This is a genomic window from Variovorax sp. J2P1-31 (assembly GCF_030317215.1).
GTDB lineage: Bacteria > Pseudomonadota > Gammaproteobacteria > Burkholderiales > Burkholderiaceae_C > Variovorax.
Genome location: NZ_JASZYA010000007.1, coordinates 19,182 through 31,528, shown reverse-complemented (window position 1 = coordinate 31,528; position 12,347 = coordinate 19,182). Strand labels below are relative to the sequence as shown.

The following is a 12,347-nucleotide window of genomic DNA, read 5'->3' as shown; positions in this document are numbered from 1 at the left end:
GAATGGAGGGTGCGGCCGCGCCGCATCCCGCCTTTCCCTGGGGTCGCCATGAAACGTCTTCTCGCGCTCTGTCTTCTGTCGATCGGCCTCGCTGCGCCGGCGGCCGCGCAGGTCATGCGCTGCGTCGACGCGGCCGGCCGGGTGAGCTACACCGACGCCGCCTGCCCCGCCGAGACGCGGCGCGCCGAGACGGTGCAGGGCATCGAGGCCACCGAGCGCCGCAGCGAACCCGAGGGCGCGCGCCGGCAGGAGCAGCTCGACAGCGTGGAACGCGCGAGCCGGCTGCAGCGCGAGACGGTCGAGGCGGCCATGCCGCCCGCGGCACCGCCGGGCGGGCCGATCGTGCTCGACCGGCGCGGCGACGAATCGCGCGCCGTCGAGCGCGAACGGGAGCGTGAAAGGGAACGGGCCGCAGCCGAGGCCTGGTATCCGCCCGTCGTGGTCCCGTCGCGGCCGCAGCGGCCACAGGACATGCGCCCGCGCATCCGCAACTGCGGCCCCTCGGGCTGCAACGACACCCAGGGCAACCACTACGACAACACCGGCAAGCTCGACCGCTACACGCGGCCCGACGGCCGGACCTGCCGGCCCGTGGGCACGACGGTCGTCTGCAATTAGCGCGTGTACATCACGCCGCCGTCGACCACCAGCGTCGCGCCCATCACGTAGTCGCCCGCGCGCGAAGCCAGGTAGATGGCCGCGCCCGCCATGTCCTCGGGCGTGCCGATGCGGCCGGCCGGGATGCGGGCCTTGACCTCGTCGCCGTGGTCGCGCGCGTCCTTGTTCATGTCCGAGGCGAAGGCGCCGGGGGCGATCGCGCTCACCGCGATGCGCTCGGGCGCCAGGTGCAGCGCCATCCGGCGCGTGAGGTGCACCAGGCCGGCCTTGCTGGCCGCGTAGGAGTAGGTTTCCTGCGGGTTCACCGACAGGCCGTCGATCGAGGCGATGTGGATCACCTTGGCCAGGTGGTCGGTGGCGGCCTTCTTGAGCATGGGCGTGAGCGCCTGGGTCAGGAAGAAGGGCGCCTTGAGGTTGAGGTCGACCACCTTGTCCCAGCCGCTTTCGGGGAATTCCGCATAGGGCGCGCCCCAGGCCGCGCCGGCGTTGTTGACCAGGATGTCGAGCGAGTCCTCGTGCTTGGCATAGGCCGCGACCAGCGCGTGCGCGCCTTCCACGGTCGACACGTCGCCCGGCAGCGAGATGCAGGTGCCCAGGGCCGACAGCTCCTTGGCGGTCTGGTCGCAGGCCGCGGCCTTGCGCGCCGAGATGTAGACGCGGGCGCCCTGGGCGAGGAAGCCCTCGGCGATCATGCGGCCGATGCCGCGCGAGCCGCCGGTGATGAGCGCGCTGCGGCCTTGCAGGGAAAAGAGTTGGCGGGTGTCCATGCGATGTCTCCTGAAAACGTCGATCACGCCGTCGAGCGGCGGCGGTGCAGCTTAGTGTCAGCGCGCGGCGGGCGCCGTCGCCAAGGTGCCAGCCAGGGCGCGCGCGATCTCGTCGAAGGACGGGCGCGCGGCCGGCGCGGGCTGCAGGCAGCGCGCGGCCACCGCGGCCAGGGGCGCGAGCAGCGGGGCCGCCGGATCGCTGTGGTGAAGCAGTTCCTCGGCCAGGCAGCCGAAGGCGCGGGCCTCGAGGCCTTGCAGCGCATCCGCGTCGTCGGAGAGAAACGAAGCGGCCCCCAGATCGCCCAGCCGCGCCTCGCCGTCGGCGCGCCAGAGGATGTTGTGGCCGTACAGGTCGCCATGCAGCAGGCCGCGCGCATGCAGGTCGGCCACGGCCCCGGCGATGCCGCGCGCCAGCCGCAGCGCGGCCTCGGGCGCGAAGCGCGTGCCCACGGCGTAGACGTCGCGGGTGCAGCTGTCGAAGCTGGGCGGGCCGGCCAGCACGGCGAAGCTCGTGTCGGCCCAGGGCATCACCAGGCCTTCGGTTCCGTCCGGATGACCGCTCAGCCGGCCCTCGGCGCCGATCCGGTGGGGATGCGGTCCGGCCGCCAGGCTCGCGGCCAGTTCGCTCTGGGGCGCGCCGTCGCTGGTGAGCGCGCCCTTGAACAGCTTGAGCGCGACCTGGCGCGCGCCGCCCGGCGCCTCGGTCCAGGTCGCGCGATGGATCAGGCCCGAGGCGCCTTCGCCCACCACCTCATGCACCTCGAGTGCCCGCCAGCCGATGGCCGGCAGCGGCGGCGCGGCCAGCACCGCGGCCTCGCGCACCGCGTTCAGCGGGTTGCCACCGAAGGCCAGCCAGCTCAAGCGCGGCATCCGCGTCAGCCAGGGCGGCAGGGTGTCGAAGCGGTTGGCCGCGATGCGCAGCAGTTCGAGCCGCTCGCAGCCCGCCAGCGTGGCCGGCAGGGCCCGCAGCCGGTTGCCGGCCAGCATGAGCTTCTGCAGCCGGTGGCGCTGGCCGAGCGCATCGGGCAGCTCTTCGATCGCGTTGTCGCTCAGGATCAGCCAGCGCAGCCGCGGCGGCAGGGAAGAAGCCGGCACTTCGGCGATGCGGTTGGCCTTGAAGCCGACCATCTCCAGCTGCGCGCAGCGGCCCAGGCTTTCGGGCAGCACGGTGAAGCGGTTGTCCGAGCAGAAGAGCACGCGCAGCCGGTGCAGCCGGTGCAGGTCGTCGGGCAGCGCGTCCAGCGCATTGCCCGAGAGGTCGAGGATTTCCAGCGTGTCGGCCAGCGCGAAGACCTCGCGCGGGAATTCGGTGAGGCCTTCGCGCAGCGCGAGCCGTGTGGCGCCGCGGCGCTGGCCGTCGCGCAGGCGGGAGAGGGTGTCGTTCATGCAGCGCCGAGCATGCCACGGCGCCGCTGCGGATCAGGCGGTCGACGCCAGGCGGAAGCGGTAGATGCCGTCGGCGTCCCGCGTGCGGCGCAGCTGGCCTTCGTGCCACAGCAGGTGCAGGTGCGCGATGGTCTCGCCCATGGCGAAGGTCAGCTGGTGCAGGTCGAGCTCGCGCTTGAACATGATGGGCACGCCGTCGGCCGCGCTCAGCGCGCGTTCGCCGCAGCCGGCCAGCAGCTCGGCCAGGCGGTCGCGGTGGTGCTCCTCGAGCTGCTCGACGCGCCGGTGCACGCCGGTGAAGGGCTTGCCGTGCGAGGGCAGCGCCAGCACGTCGGCCGGCAGCGCGCGGAAGCGCGCGATGCTGTCGAGGAACAGGCGCAGCGAGTTCGCCTCGGGCTCGTCGGCCTGCACGCTCACGTTGGTCGAGATGCGCGGCAGCATCATGTCGCCGCCGATCAGCAGGTTGAGCGCCTCGCAGTACAGCGCGATGTGCTCGAAGGAATGGCCGTAGCCGCTGATGCAGCGCCAGGCCTGCCCGCCGATGGTGACGGTGCCGCCGTCCATCAGCCGCACGTAGCTGGGCGGCAGGCCGGGCACCATGTTGCGGTAGTAGTCGGCGCGCGAGCGGATCTTCTGCACCGCCTCGGGGTCGACCAGGCCGTGCGAGGCGAAGAAGCTGGCCGCCACGTCGCCGCCGGCCGCGTTGTCCATGCCGTGGGGGCTGGTGAGGTTGCGCGCCACGTAGTAGTCGGTGGCGCTCATCCACAGCGCCACCTGCCAGCGCTCACAGAGCCACTGCGCGAGCCCCACGTGGTCGGGGTGCATGTGGGTCACGATCACGCGCAGGATCGGCAGGCCTTCGAGTTGCGTCTCGAACACCTGCTCCCATTGCGCCTTGGCCTCGTCGCGCGCGATGCAGCAGTCCACCACGGTCCAGCCTTCGACGCCGTCGAGCGTGTCGCGCATCAGCCAGAGGTTGATGTGGTCGAGCGCGAAGGGCAGGCTCATGCGGATCCAGCGCACGCCGGGCGCGACCTCGACGGTGTCGCCGGGCGCCGGCAGCCGGTCGCCGAGGGGGTAGTGGAGTTCGCGTTCGAGGAGGTTCATGTAAGATTGACGTTGACGTAAACGTCACGTAGTGGGCCTTCATTGTAGGCAGTGGGGCGCCGATGCGCTGTCGCCACCGTGATGTCCCGTGTTTCCGCTCCTTCTCCGCCACAGGCGTCCATGCCCTCATCGACCTATTCCATCAGCGAGCTGGCCCAGGAATTCGATCTCACCACGCGTGCGATCCGTTTCTACGAGGACAAGGGCCTGCTGGCGCCCGAGCGTTCGGGCGCGGGCGGGCTGCAGCGGGTCTACAGCGCGCGCGACCGCACGCGTCTCGCGCTCACGCTGCGCGCCAAGCGGCTGGGCCTGAGCCTGGACGAGGCCAGGGACATCCTCGACATCTACGACAGCCCGCGCGACACGGTGGTGCAATTGCAGAAGTTCCTCGACGTGCTGGGCGTGCACCGCGGCCAGCTCGAGGCGCAGCTGGCCGAGTTGCAGGCCAACCTCGCCGAGGTGCGCGACCAGGAGCAGCAGGCCCGTGACACGCTGGCGCGGGCACAGAAGCCGGCCAAACCCGCGAAGACGCGGCTGCGATGACCCTGGCCCGCCCCGCGAACGATGTCCCGCAACCCTTCCAAGATACCCGTCACCGACAATACGACCATGCCTGAAAACAACCGCGACGACTCCCTCGACGATCTGTTTGCCCACAACCGCGCCTGGTCCGCCCAGATGGAGCGCGACCGCCCCGGATTCTTCACCGGGCTGGTGAAGCAGCAGACACCCAAGTACATGTGGATCGGCTGCTCCGACAGCCGCGTGCCCGCCAACCAGATCACCGGCCTCGAGCCCGGCGAAGTGTTCGTGCACCGCAACGTGGCCAACATCGTGGTGCACTCCGACCTCAACGCGCTGTCGGCGATCCAGTTCGCCGTCGAGCACCTGAAGGTCGAGCACATCATGGTGGTCGGCCACTACGGCTGCGCCGGCGTCAAGGCCGCGCTCAGCGGCGCGCGCATCGGCCTGGCCGACAACTGGATCCGCCACATCCAGGACGTGCGCGACCGCCACATCGTGATGCTCGAGAGCCTGCCCGAGGAAGTGCGCGCCGATGCGCTGTGCGAACTCAACGTGGCCGAGCAGGTGGTCAACGTGGCCGTGAGCACCGTGATGGTCGACGCCTGGAGCCGCGGCCAGAAGGTGCGCATCCACGGCTGGAGCTTCGGCGTGCACGACGGCCTGCTGCAGGACCTGGAGCTCAGCGTCAATGGCACCAAGCCGCTGGACGCGATCTACAAGGCCGCGGTGCAGCGCATCCGCTACAAGTGGAGCAAGCCCGGCGAGGCGCTGAAGATCGTGCCGCGTCCCCGGGCCGAGGAGCCGGCGCGGGCCCCGATCCCCACGAGCACGGACCTGGACGGCGCGCCCGACCATGTTCCCCCAACGGCTTGATTCGCCGCTGGCCTACGACATCGCGAAGGCGCTGCTCGATGGCTTCAACCGGCACTACCGCCTGTTCCGTGGGGAATCGGCGCGTGCCAAGCACCGTTTCGAGACCGCCGACTGGCATGGCCAGCAGCGGGCCCAGCGCGAGCGCATCGAGTTCTACGACCTGCGCGTGGGAGAGGCCGTGGCCCGGCTCGAGAAGGAGTTCAAGGCCGGCGAGCAGCCGATGGCGGTGTGGCACCAGGTCAAGCTGCACTACATCGGCCTGCTGGTCGACCACCACCAGCCCGAGCTGGCCGAGAGCTTCTTCAACTCGGTGACCACCAAGATCCTGCACCGCGCCTACTTCCAGAACGACTTCATCTTCGTGCGCCCGGCGCTCAGCACCGAGTACATCGAGCCGCGCGGCGCGCCGACCTACCGCCCCTACTACCCGGCCCACGACACGCTGGCCCCGACCGTCGAGCGCATGCTCGAGGACTTCGCGCTGCAGGGCCGCTTCGCCAACCGGGCGCGCGATGCCGAGCGCGTCGCGGCCGCGGTGCGCGGTCGCTTCCACCAGGTCAAGCTGCGCGCCAACTTCCAGCTGCAGGTGCTGTCGGGCCTGTTCTTCCGCAACAAGGGCGCCTACGTGGTGGGCAAGATCATCAACGGCTACGTCGAGCTGCCCTTCGCGCTGCCGATCCTGCACGACGACCAGGGCCGCTTCCATGTCGATGCGGTGCTGTTCGGCGAGGACGAGCTGCAGATGCTGTTCAGCTTCGCGCGCGCCTACTTCATGGTCGACATGGAGGTGCCCTCGGCCTGGGTGCAGTTCCTGCGCTCGCTGATGCCGCGCAAGCCGCGCGCCGAGATCTACAACGCGCTGGGCCTGGCCAAGCAGGGCAAGACGCTGTTCTACCGCGACTTCCTCTCGCACCTGAACTTCAGCAGCGACCGCTTCCGCATCGCGCCCGGCATCAAGGGCATGGTGATGCTGGTGTTCGACCTGCCGTCCTTCCCCTACGTGTTCAAGCTCATCAAGGACTTCTTCCCGGAGCCCAAGGACACCACGCGCGAGCAGGTCAAGGCCAAGTACCAGCTGGTCAAGCAGCACGACCGCGTGGGCCGCATGGCCGACACGCTCGAGTACAGCGACGTGGGCTTTCCCTTCGACCGCTTCGAGCCCGCGCTGGTCGAGGAGATCCGCCGCTTCGCGCCCAGCCAGCTCGAGATCGGCGACCGCGACGGCAACGGCGAGATGGAGATCGTGCTGCGGCACGTCTACATCGAGCGCCGCATGATCCCGCTCAACCTCTACCTGCAGGAGACCTTCGACCTGCTCGCGCATCCCGAGAGCGAGGCCCAGGCCAGGCGCGCGAAGGAACAGCTGGTGCATGCGGTGGTCGAGTACGGCAACGCGATCAAGGACATGGTGGCGGCCAACATCTTCCCGGGCGACATGCTGTGGAAGAACTTCGGCGTCACGCGCAACGGCAAGGTCGTGTTCTACGACTACGACGAGATCGAGTACCTGACCGACTGCAACTTCCGCTGCGTGCCCGCGCCGCGCAACGAGGAAGACGAGATGAGCGGCGAAGTCTGGTACGCGGTCGGCCCCAAGGACGTGTTCCCCGAGACCTTCGCCCCCTTCCTGCTGGGCAACGACGCGGTGCGCGAGGCCTTCATGGCGCACCATGCCGACCTGCTCGAGGCCGACTTCTGGCAACAGCACCAGCAGCGCATCCGCGCCGGCCAGATGCTCGACGTGTTTCCCTACGACGCGGCGCAGCGCTTTGCGTATGAAGGGAGTGCGACACATTTCTGAACACCCAACCGCCGGACGCAGAAGACGCAGAGATTTCGCAGAGAACGCAAAAGAAAAGCATCAAGGATCTGGATCCTTCTTGCGACCTCTGCCAAACCTTCGCGTCCTCCGCGTCCGGAGACCCGATTCTTTTTCCCCCTACCTCCAAGGAGACCCTCATGTCCGAATCCATCGTCATCGTCGGCGCCGCCCGCACCCCCATGGGCGCGTTCCAGGGCGACTTCTCTTCCCTGTCGGCCCATGACCTGGGCGGCGCCGCGATCAAGGCGGCCGTCGAGCGCGCGGGCATCGACCCCGCCGTGGTCGGCGAGGTGCTGTTCGGCAACTGCCTGATGGCGGGTCAGGGCCAGGCGCCGGCGCGCCAGGCGGCCTACAAGGGCGGCCTGCCCGACGCAGCGGGCGCGGTCACGCTCAGCAAGATGTGCGGCTCGGCCATGAAGGCCGCGATGCTGTCGCACGACATGCTGCTGGCCGGCACGCACGACGTCATGGTGGCGGGCGGCATGGAGAGCATGACCAACGCGCCCTACCTGATGCTCAAGGGCCGCGGCGGCTACCGCATGGGCCACGACCGGATCTTCGACCACATGATGCTCGACGGCCTGGAAGACGCCTACCAGCCGGGCCGTTCGATGGGCACCTTCGGCGAAGACTGCGCCGCCAAGTACAGCTTCACGCGCGAGCAGCAGGACGCCTTCGCGACCGCCAGCGTCGAGCGCGCCAAGCAGGCCACGGCCGACGGCCTGTTCAAGACCGAGATCACGCCCGTGACGGTCAAGGGCCGCGGCGGCGAGACCGTGATCTCCATCGACGAAGGCCCGGGCAAGGTCAAGCTCGACAAGATCCCCACGCTCAAGCCCGCCTTCAAGAAGGACGGCGGCACCATCACCGCGGCCTCGAGCTCGTCGATCAACGACGGCGCCGCCGCGCTGGTCATGACCACCGCCTCGCAGGCGCAGAAGCTGGGCGCGAAGCCCATCGCCCGGATCGTCGGCCACGCCACCCACGCGCAGCAGCCCGAGTGGTTCTCGACCGCGCCGGTGGGCGCCGTCGCCAAGCTGTTCAAGAAGATCGGCTGGAGCGTCAAGGACGTCGACCTGTGGGAAGTCAACGAGGCCTTCGCGGTGGTGCCGATGGCGCTGATGAAGGAACTGGGCGTGGCGCACGACATCGTCAACGTGCACGGCGGCGCCTGCGCGCTGGGCCACCCGATCGGCGCCAGCGGCGCGCGCATCATGGTCACGCTGATCCACGCGCTGCAGTCGCGCGGCCTCAAGCGCGGCGTGGCGACGCTGTGCATCGGCGGCGGCGAAGGCACGGCCGTGGCGCTGGAACTCCTGTGAGCGCATCCCTTCGTGGACGGCGCACCGGGTTGCGCCAGACGATGCTCGCCCTGTGCCTGGCGGCGCTGCTGCCGGCGGCCGGCGCGCAGAAGCGCGACAACGTGCTGTTCGATGCGGCCACGGCCGAGCAGCCGGCGGTCGTGAAGACGCTGGAGCGGCTGGTCAACATCGAGAGCGGCACCGGCGACGCCGAGGGCATCGCGGCCGCGGGCAGGCTGCTGGAGGACGAGCTCAAGGCGCTGGGCTTCAGCGTCACCCGCCACAAGGCGGTGGCGCCCGCGGTGGGCGACAACATCGTGGGCAAGCTGCGCGGCCGGCTCGACGGCCGGGCCGGCAAGCACCTGCTGCTGATCTCGCACATGGACACGGTCTACCCGCGCGGCATGCTGGCGCGCGCGCCCTTCCGCATCGAGGGCAACAAGGCCTACGGCCCGGGCATCGCCGACGACAAGGGCGGCAGCGCGGTGATCCTGCATGCGCTGAAGCTGCTCACCACCTACGGCTTCCGCGACTTCGGCAGCCTCACGGTGCTGTTCAACGTCGACGAGGAGAAGGGCTCCTTCGGCTCGCGCGACCTGATCCAGAGCGAGGCCCGCGCGGCCGACTACGTGCTGTCCTTCGAGCCCACCAATGCCGAGCGCGAGAGCTTCTACCTCGGCACCTCGGGCATCGCCTACGTGCAGGCCGACATCAAGGGCAAGGCCTCGCATGCGGGCGCGGCGCCCGAGCTGGGCGTCAACGCGCTGGTCGAGGCGTCCGACCTGGTGCTGCGCACCCAGGACATCGACGACAAGGCGCGCGGCCTGCGCTTCAACTGGACCGTGGCCAAGGCCGGCACGGTGTCGAACATCATCCCCGACAGCGCCACCCTCAATGCCGACGTGCGCTACGCGCGCAACGAGGACCTCGAGGCCGCGCTCAAGCTGCTGGAAGAACGCGCCCAGGCGCGCAAGCTGCCGGAGGCCGAGGTCAAGCTGACCGTCACGCGCGGCCGGCCGGCCTTCAATGCCGGCGCCGAGGGCCGCAAGCTGATCGACAAGGCCAGCACCTTCTACCGCGAGGCCGGCGGCCAGCTCGAGGTCGACGAGCGCAGCGGCGGCGGCACCGACGCGGCCTATGCGGGCCTGTCGGGCAAGCCGGTGATCGAGGGCCTGGGCCTGCCGGGCTTCGGCTACCACAGCGACAAGGCCGAGTACGTGCTGGTCGACGCGATCCCGCGCCGGCTCTACATGACGGCGCGGCTGATCATGGACCTGGGCCAGGGCAAGTAAGGCCCGAGACACCACAAGAGAAACGAAGGAGACCCGCATGCTGCTCACCACCGACCAGGAAGCGATCCGCGACGCGGTTCGCGATTTCTGCCAGACCGAGATCTGGCCGCACGCCCCGCGCTGGGACCGCGAACACCACTTCCCCAAGGAGGTGCACCAGGGCCTGGCGGCGCTGGGCGCCTACGGCATCTGCGTGCCCGAGGAAGACGGCGGGGCCGGCCTCGACTACCTCACGCTGGCGCTGGTGCTCGAAGAGATCGCGGCCGGCGACGGCGGCACCAGCACCGCGATCAGCGTGACCAACTGCCCGGTCAACGCGATCCTGATGCGCTACGGCAATGCCGAGCAGAAGAAGCAGTGGCTCTGGCCGCTGGCGCAGGGCCGGATGCTGGGCGCCTTCTGCCTGACCGAGCCGCAGGCCGGCAGCGACGCCTCCAGCCTGCGCACCACCGCGCGCAAGGACGGCGACGCCTACGTGATCGACGGCGTCAAGCAGTTCATCACCAGCGGCAAGAACGGCCAGGTCGCGATCGTGATCGCGGTCACCGACAAGGCCGCGGGCAAGCGCGGCATGAGCGCCTTCATCGTGCCCACCGACGCGCCGGGCTACAGCGTGGCGCGGCTGGAGGAGAAGCTGGGCCAGCACAGCAGCGACACCGCGCTGATCAACTTCGACGGTTGCCGCATCCCGCGCGAGAACCTGATCGGCGCCGAGGGCGAGGGCTACAAGATCGCGCTGGGCGCGCTCGAGGGCGGCCGCATCGGCATCGCGGCGCAGAGCGTGGGCATGGCGCGCAGCGCCTTCGACGTGGCGCTGGCCTATGCCAAGGAGCGCCAGGCCTTCGGCGGCAGCATCTTCGAGCAGCAGGCCGTGGGCTTCCGCCTGGCCGAGTGCGCGACCCAGCTCGAGGCCGCGCGCCAGCTGATCTGGCATGCGGCCGCGCTGCGCGACGCGGGCCGGCCCTGCCTCAAGGAGGCGGCGATGGCCAAGCTGTTCGCCAGCGAGATGGCCGAGAAGGTCTGCAGCGCCGCGATCCAGACGCTGGGCGGCTACGGCTATGTCAACGACTTTCCGCTGGAGCGCATCTACCGCGACGTGCGGGTCTGCCAGATCTACGAAGGCACCTCGGACATCCAGAAGCTGCTGATCCAGCGCGCGCTGGCGTGAAACGCCGCCAGCTGCTGGCCACGGGTGCCGCGCTGGCCGCGGCACCCTGGGCCCATGCGCAGGCCGACCCGCTGCGCATCGTCGTGCCCTTCCCGAGCGGCGGGCGCACCGGCTACCTGGCCGAGACCTTCGCCGCCGCGCTGCGCCGTGTGCGGACCGGGCCGGTGGCGGTCGCGTACCGCCAGGGCGAGGTCACGGCCGAGATCCGGGCTTTTGCAGAGGGCACACCCGATGCCCGCACGCTGCTGCTCGCGGGCGTGCGGCTGCCGCGCCGGGGCACGCCCCTGGCGCCGCCCGACGACGACAACCGCCTGATGGACAGCCTGGCGCCGGTGACGCTGGTGGCGCGCGATCCGATGGTGCTGCTGATGAACCCGGCGCGTGCCGACGCGCTGCGCATCCGCGACACCGCGCAGCTGCTGCGCCACCTGCGCGCCCATCCCGGCCAGCTCACCATCGCCACCGGCGTCGACGGCAGCATCGACCACATGGCGACCGAGCTGTTCAAGAGCATGACCCGCACCTACCTCACGCGGCTGCCGGCGAACGGGCTCACGCCCGACCTGCGGGGCGTGGCCGCCGGCCGGATCGACCTGCTGTTCGCCGAACTGAGCGCCGCCATCGACAGCGTGCGCGACGGCGCCTTCCGTGTGCTCGGCATCGCCTGCGGCGCCGGCGATCCGCAGCCCACGCCGCGCACGCTGGGCATGCCGAAAGGCCCGGTGACGCTGCAGCAGGCCGACCGCTCGCTGGCGCGCTTCGAGGCCTACAGCTACTACTCGCTGTTCGCGCCGCCCGGCACGCCCGAGGACCTCACGGCGCCGCTGCAACAGGCCGCCACCGAGGCGCTGGCGCTGCCCGAGGTGCGGCGCGAACTGCTGGAACACAGCGCCATCCCGGGCGGGCAGACGCGTGCGGGCTACCTGCGGCTCGAGGACGCCGAGGCCGAGCGCTGGCGCGTCGGGCAGGCGCGATGGTGAGCGCCCTCGCCGAGGCCGCGGCGGATGGTGTTCCAATGGAGCCCGTCATGAGCAGCAGCCCGATCATTCCCCCCGCCGGCCCTTGCCCCTGTGGTCGCACCGACCGCCGGGACAAGCCCTTCGCCTTCGCGCTGTGCTGCGGCCGCTATCTCGACGACTTCGAGCAGACCCCCGCGCCCGACGCCGAGTCGCTGATGCGCTCGCGCTATGCGGCCTTCGTGCTGCAGCGCGCCGCGTACCTGCTGGCGACCTGGCACCCGACGACGCGGCCGGCCACGGTCGATTTCGAAGCCGGCGTGAAGTGGCTGGGCCTGGACGTGCGCTCGCGCTCGGTGCTCGACGCCGACCACGCCGAGGTCGAGTTCGTCGCCCGCCAGCGCGATGCCGGCGGCGTCGCCACGCGGCTGCACGAGCGCAGCCGCTTCATGCGCGAGGTCGAGCCCGCCGTGGGCGAGCAGGCCGAGCGCCAGCGCTGGTACTACGTCGACGGCGAGCCGCGCTAGCAGGC

At 70.4% G+C, this 12,347-nt stretch carries 12 protein-coding genes; 9 read left to right on the top strand and 3 right to left on the bottom strand.

Annotated features, from left to right (window positions below):
* Positions 1–48: 48 nt before the first annotated feature.
* Positions 49–618, top strand: coding sequence for a DUF4124 domain-containing protein (locus QTI20_RS30515; RefSeq protein ID WP_286556351.1), 570 nt, complete (start codon positions 49–51; stop codon positions 616–618).
* Here the strand turns inward: QTI20_RS30515 and QTI20_RS30510 are convergent.
* Genes QTI20_RS30510 through QTI20_RS30500 form a run of 3 tightly spaced genes read right to left on the bottom strand, consistent with a single transcriptional unit; the run spans position 615 to position 3,878 of the window.
* Positions 615–1,385, bottom strand: coding sequence for an SDR family oxidoreductase (locus QTI20_RS30510; RefSeq protein WP_183027455.1), 771 nt, complete (start codon positions 1,383–1,385; stop codon positions 615–617). The genes QTI20_RS30515 and QTI20_RS30510 overlap by 4 nt on opposite strands.
* Before the next feature lie 57 nt (positions 1,386–1,442).
* Complete coding sequence (locus tag QTI20_RS30505) at positions 1,443–2,771, bottom strand: leucine-rich repeat-containing protein kinase family protein (protein ID WP_286556350.1); 1,329 nt, start codon at positions 2,769–2,771, stop codon at positions 1,443–1,445.
* Positions 2,772–2,804: 33 nt separating this feature from the next.
* On the bottom strand, positions 2,805–3,878 hold the full coding sequence (locus tag QTI20_RS30500) for an MBL fold metallo-hydrolase (protein WP_286556348.1): 1,074 nt from the start codon (positions 3,876–3,878) through the stop codon (positions 2,805–2,807).
* A gap of 120 nt (positions 3,879–3,998) precedes the next feature.
* On the opposite strand from QTI20_RS30500, the gene QTI20_RS30495 reads away from it, so the two are divergent.
* The 8 genes from QTI20_RS30495 to QTI20_RS30460 all read left to right on the top strand — a co-directional run bounded on the left by QTI20_RS30495 (position 3,999) and on the right by QTI20_RS30460 (position 12,342).
* Positions 3,999–4,421, top strand: coding sequence for a MerR family transcriptional regulator (locus QTI20_RS30495; RefSeq protein WP_286556347.1), 423 nt, complete (start codon positions 3,999–4,001; stop codon positions 4,419–4,421).
* 66 nt (positions 4,422–4,487) lie between these two features.
* Entirely contained in the window at positions 4,488–5,276 is a 789-nt protein-coding gene (can, locus tag QTI20_RS30490) for a carbonate dehydratase (protein ID WP_183027451.1), read from the top strand.
* Positions 5,257–7,077 (top strand): bifunctional isocitrate dehydrogenase kinase/phosphatase, encoded by a 1,821-nt coding sequence (aceK, locus tag QTI20_RS30485; RefSeq protein ID WP_286556344.1) that lies wholly within the window; start codon positions 5,257–5,259, stop codon positions 7,075–7,077. Before can ends, aceK begins: the two co-directional genes overlap by 20 nt.
* Before the next feature lie 158 nt (positions 7,078–7,235).
* Positions 7,236–8,420 (top strand): acetyl-CoA C-acyltransferase, encoded by a 1,185-nt coding sequence (locus tag QTI20_RS30480; RefSeq protein WP_183027449.1) that lies wholly within the window; start codon positions 7,236–7,238, stop codon positions 8,418–8,420.
* A gap of 29 nt (positions 8,421–8,449) precedes the next feature.
* Positions 8,450–9,691: a glutamate carboxypeptidase gene (locus QTI20_RS30475; protein WP_353507305.1), complete on the top strand. Its 1,242-nt coding sequence runs from the start codon at positions 8,450–8,452 to the stop codon at positions 9,689–9,691.
* 37 nt (positions 9,692–9,728) lie between these two features.
* Positions 9,729–10,859, top strand: coding sequence for an acyl-CoA dehydrogenase family protein (locus tag QTI20_RS30470; protein WP_183027448.1), 1,131 nt, complete (start codon positions 9,729–9,731; stop codon positions 10,857–10,859).
* Positions 10,856–11,839, top strand: coding sequence for a tripartite tricarboxylate transporter substrate-binding protein (locus QTI20_RS30465; protein WP_286556340.1), 984 nt, complete (start codon positions 10,856–10,858; stop codon positions 11,837–11,839). Before QTI20_RS30470 ends, QTI20_RS30465 begins: the two co-directional genes overlap by 4 nt.
* Before the next feature lie 47 nt (positions 11,840–11,886).
* Positions 11,887–12,342: a YchJ family protein gene (locus QTI20_RS30460; RefSeq protein ID WP_286556339.1), complete on the top strand. Its 456-nt coding sequence runs from the start codon at positions 11,887–11,889 to the stop codon at positions 12,340–12,342.
* The last annotated feature ends 5 nt before the right edge of the window (positions 12,343–12,347 follow it).

Coding starts and splice junctions, on each gene's coding strand:
- QTI20_RS30515 (WP_286556351.1), top strand. CDS start 49: ATGAAACGTCTTCTCGCGCTCTGTCTTCTGTCGATCGGCCTCGCTGCG.
- QTI20_RS30510 (WP_183027455.1), bottom strand. CDS start 1,385: ATGGACACCCGCCAACTCTTTTCCCTGCAAGGCCGCAGCGCGCTCATC.
- QTI20_RS30505 (WP_286556350.1), bottom strand. CDS start 2,771: ATGAACGACACCCTCTCCCGCCTGCGCGACGGCCAGCGCCGCGGCGCC.
- QTI20_RS30500 (WP_286556348.1), bottom strand. CDS start 3,878: ATGAACCTCCTCGAACGCGAACTCCACTACCCCCTCGGCGACCGGCTG.
- QTI20_RS30495 (WP_286556347.1), top strand. CDS start 3,999: ATGCCCTCATCGACCTATTCCATCAGCGAGCTGGCCCAGGAATTCGAT.
- can (WP_183027451.1), top strand. CDS start 4,488: ATGCCTGAAAACAACCGCGACGACTCCCTCGACGATCTGTTTGCCCAC.
- aceK (WP_286556344.1), top strand. CDS start 5,257: ATGTTCCCCCAACGGCTTGATTCGCCGCTGGCCTACGACATCGCGAAG.
- QTI20_RS30480 (WP_183027449.1), top strand. CDS start 7,236: ATGTCCGAATCCATCGTCATCGTCGGCGCCGCCCGCACCCCCATGGGC.
- QTI20_RS30470 (WP_183027448.1), top strand. CDS start 9,729: ATGCTGCTCACCACCGACCAGGAAGCGATCCGCGACGCGGTTCGCGAT.
- QTI20_RS30460 (WP_286556339.1), top strand. CDS start 11,887: ATGAGCAGCAGCCCGATCATTCCCCCCGCCGGCCCTTGCCCCTGTGGT.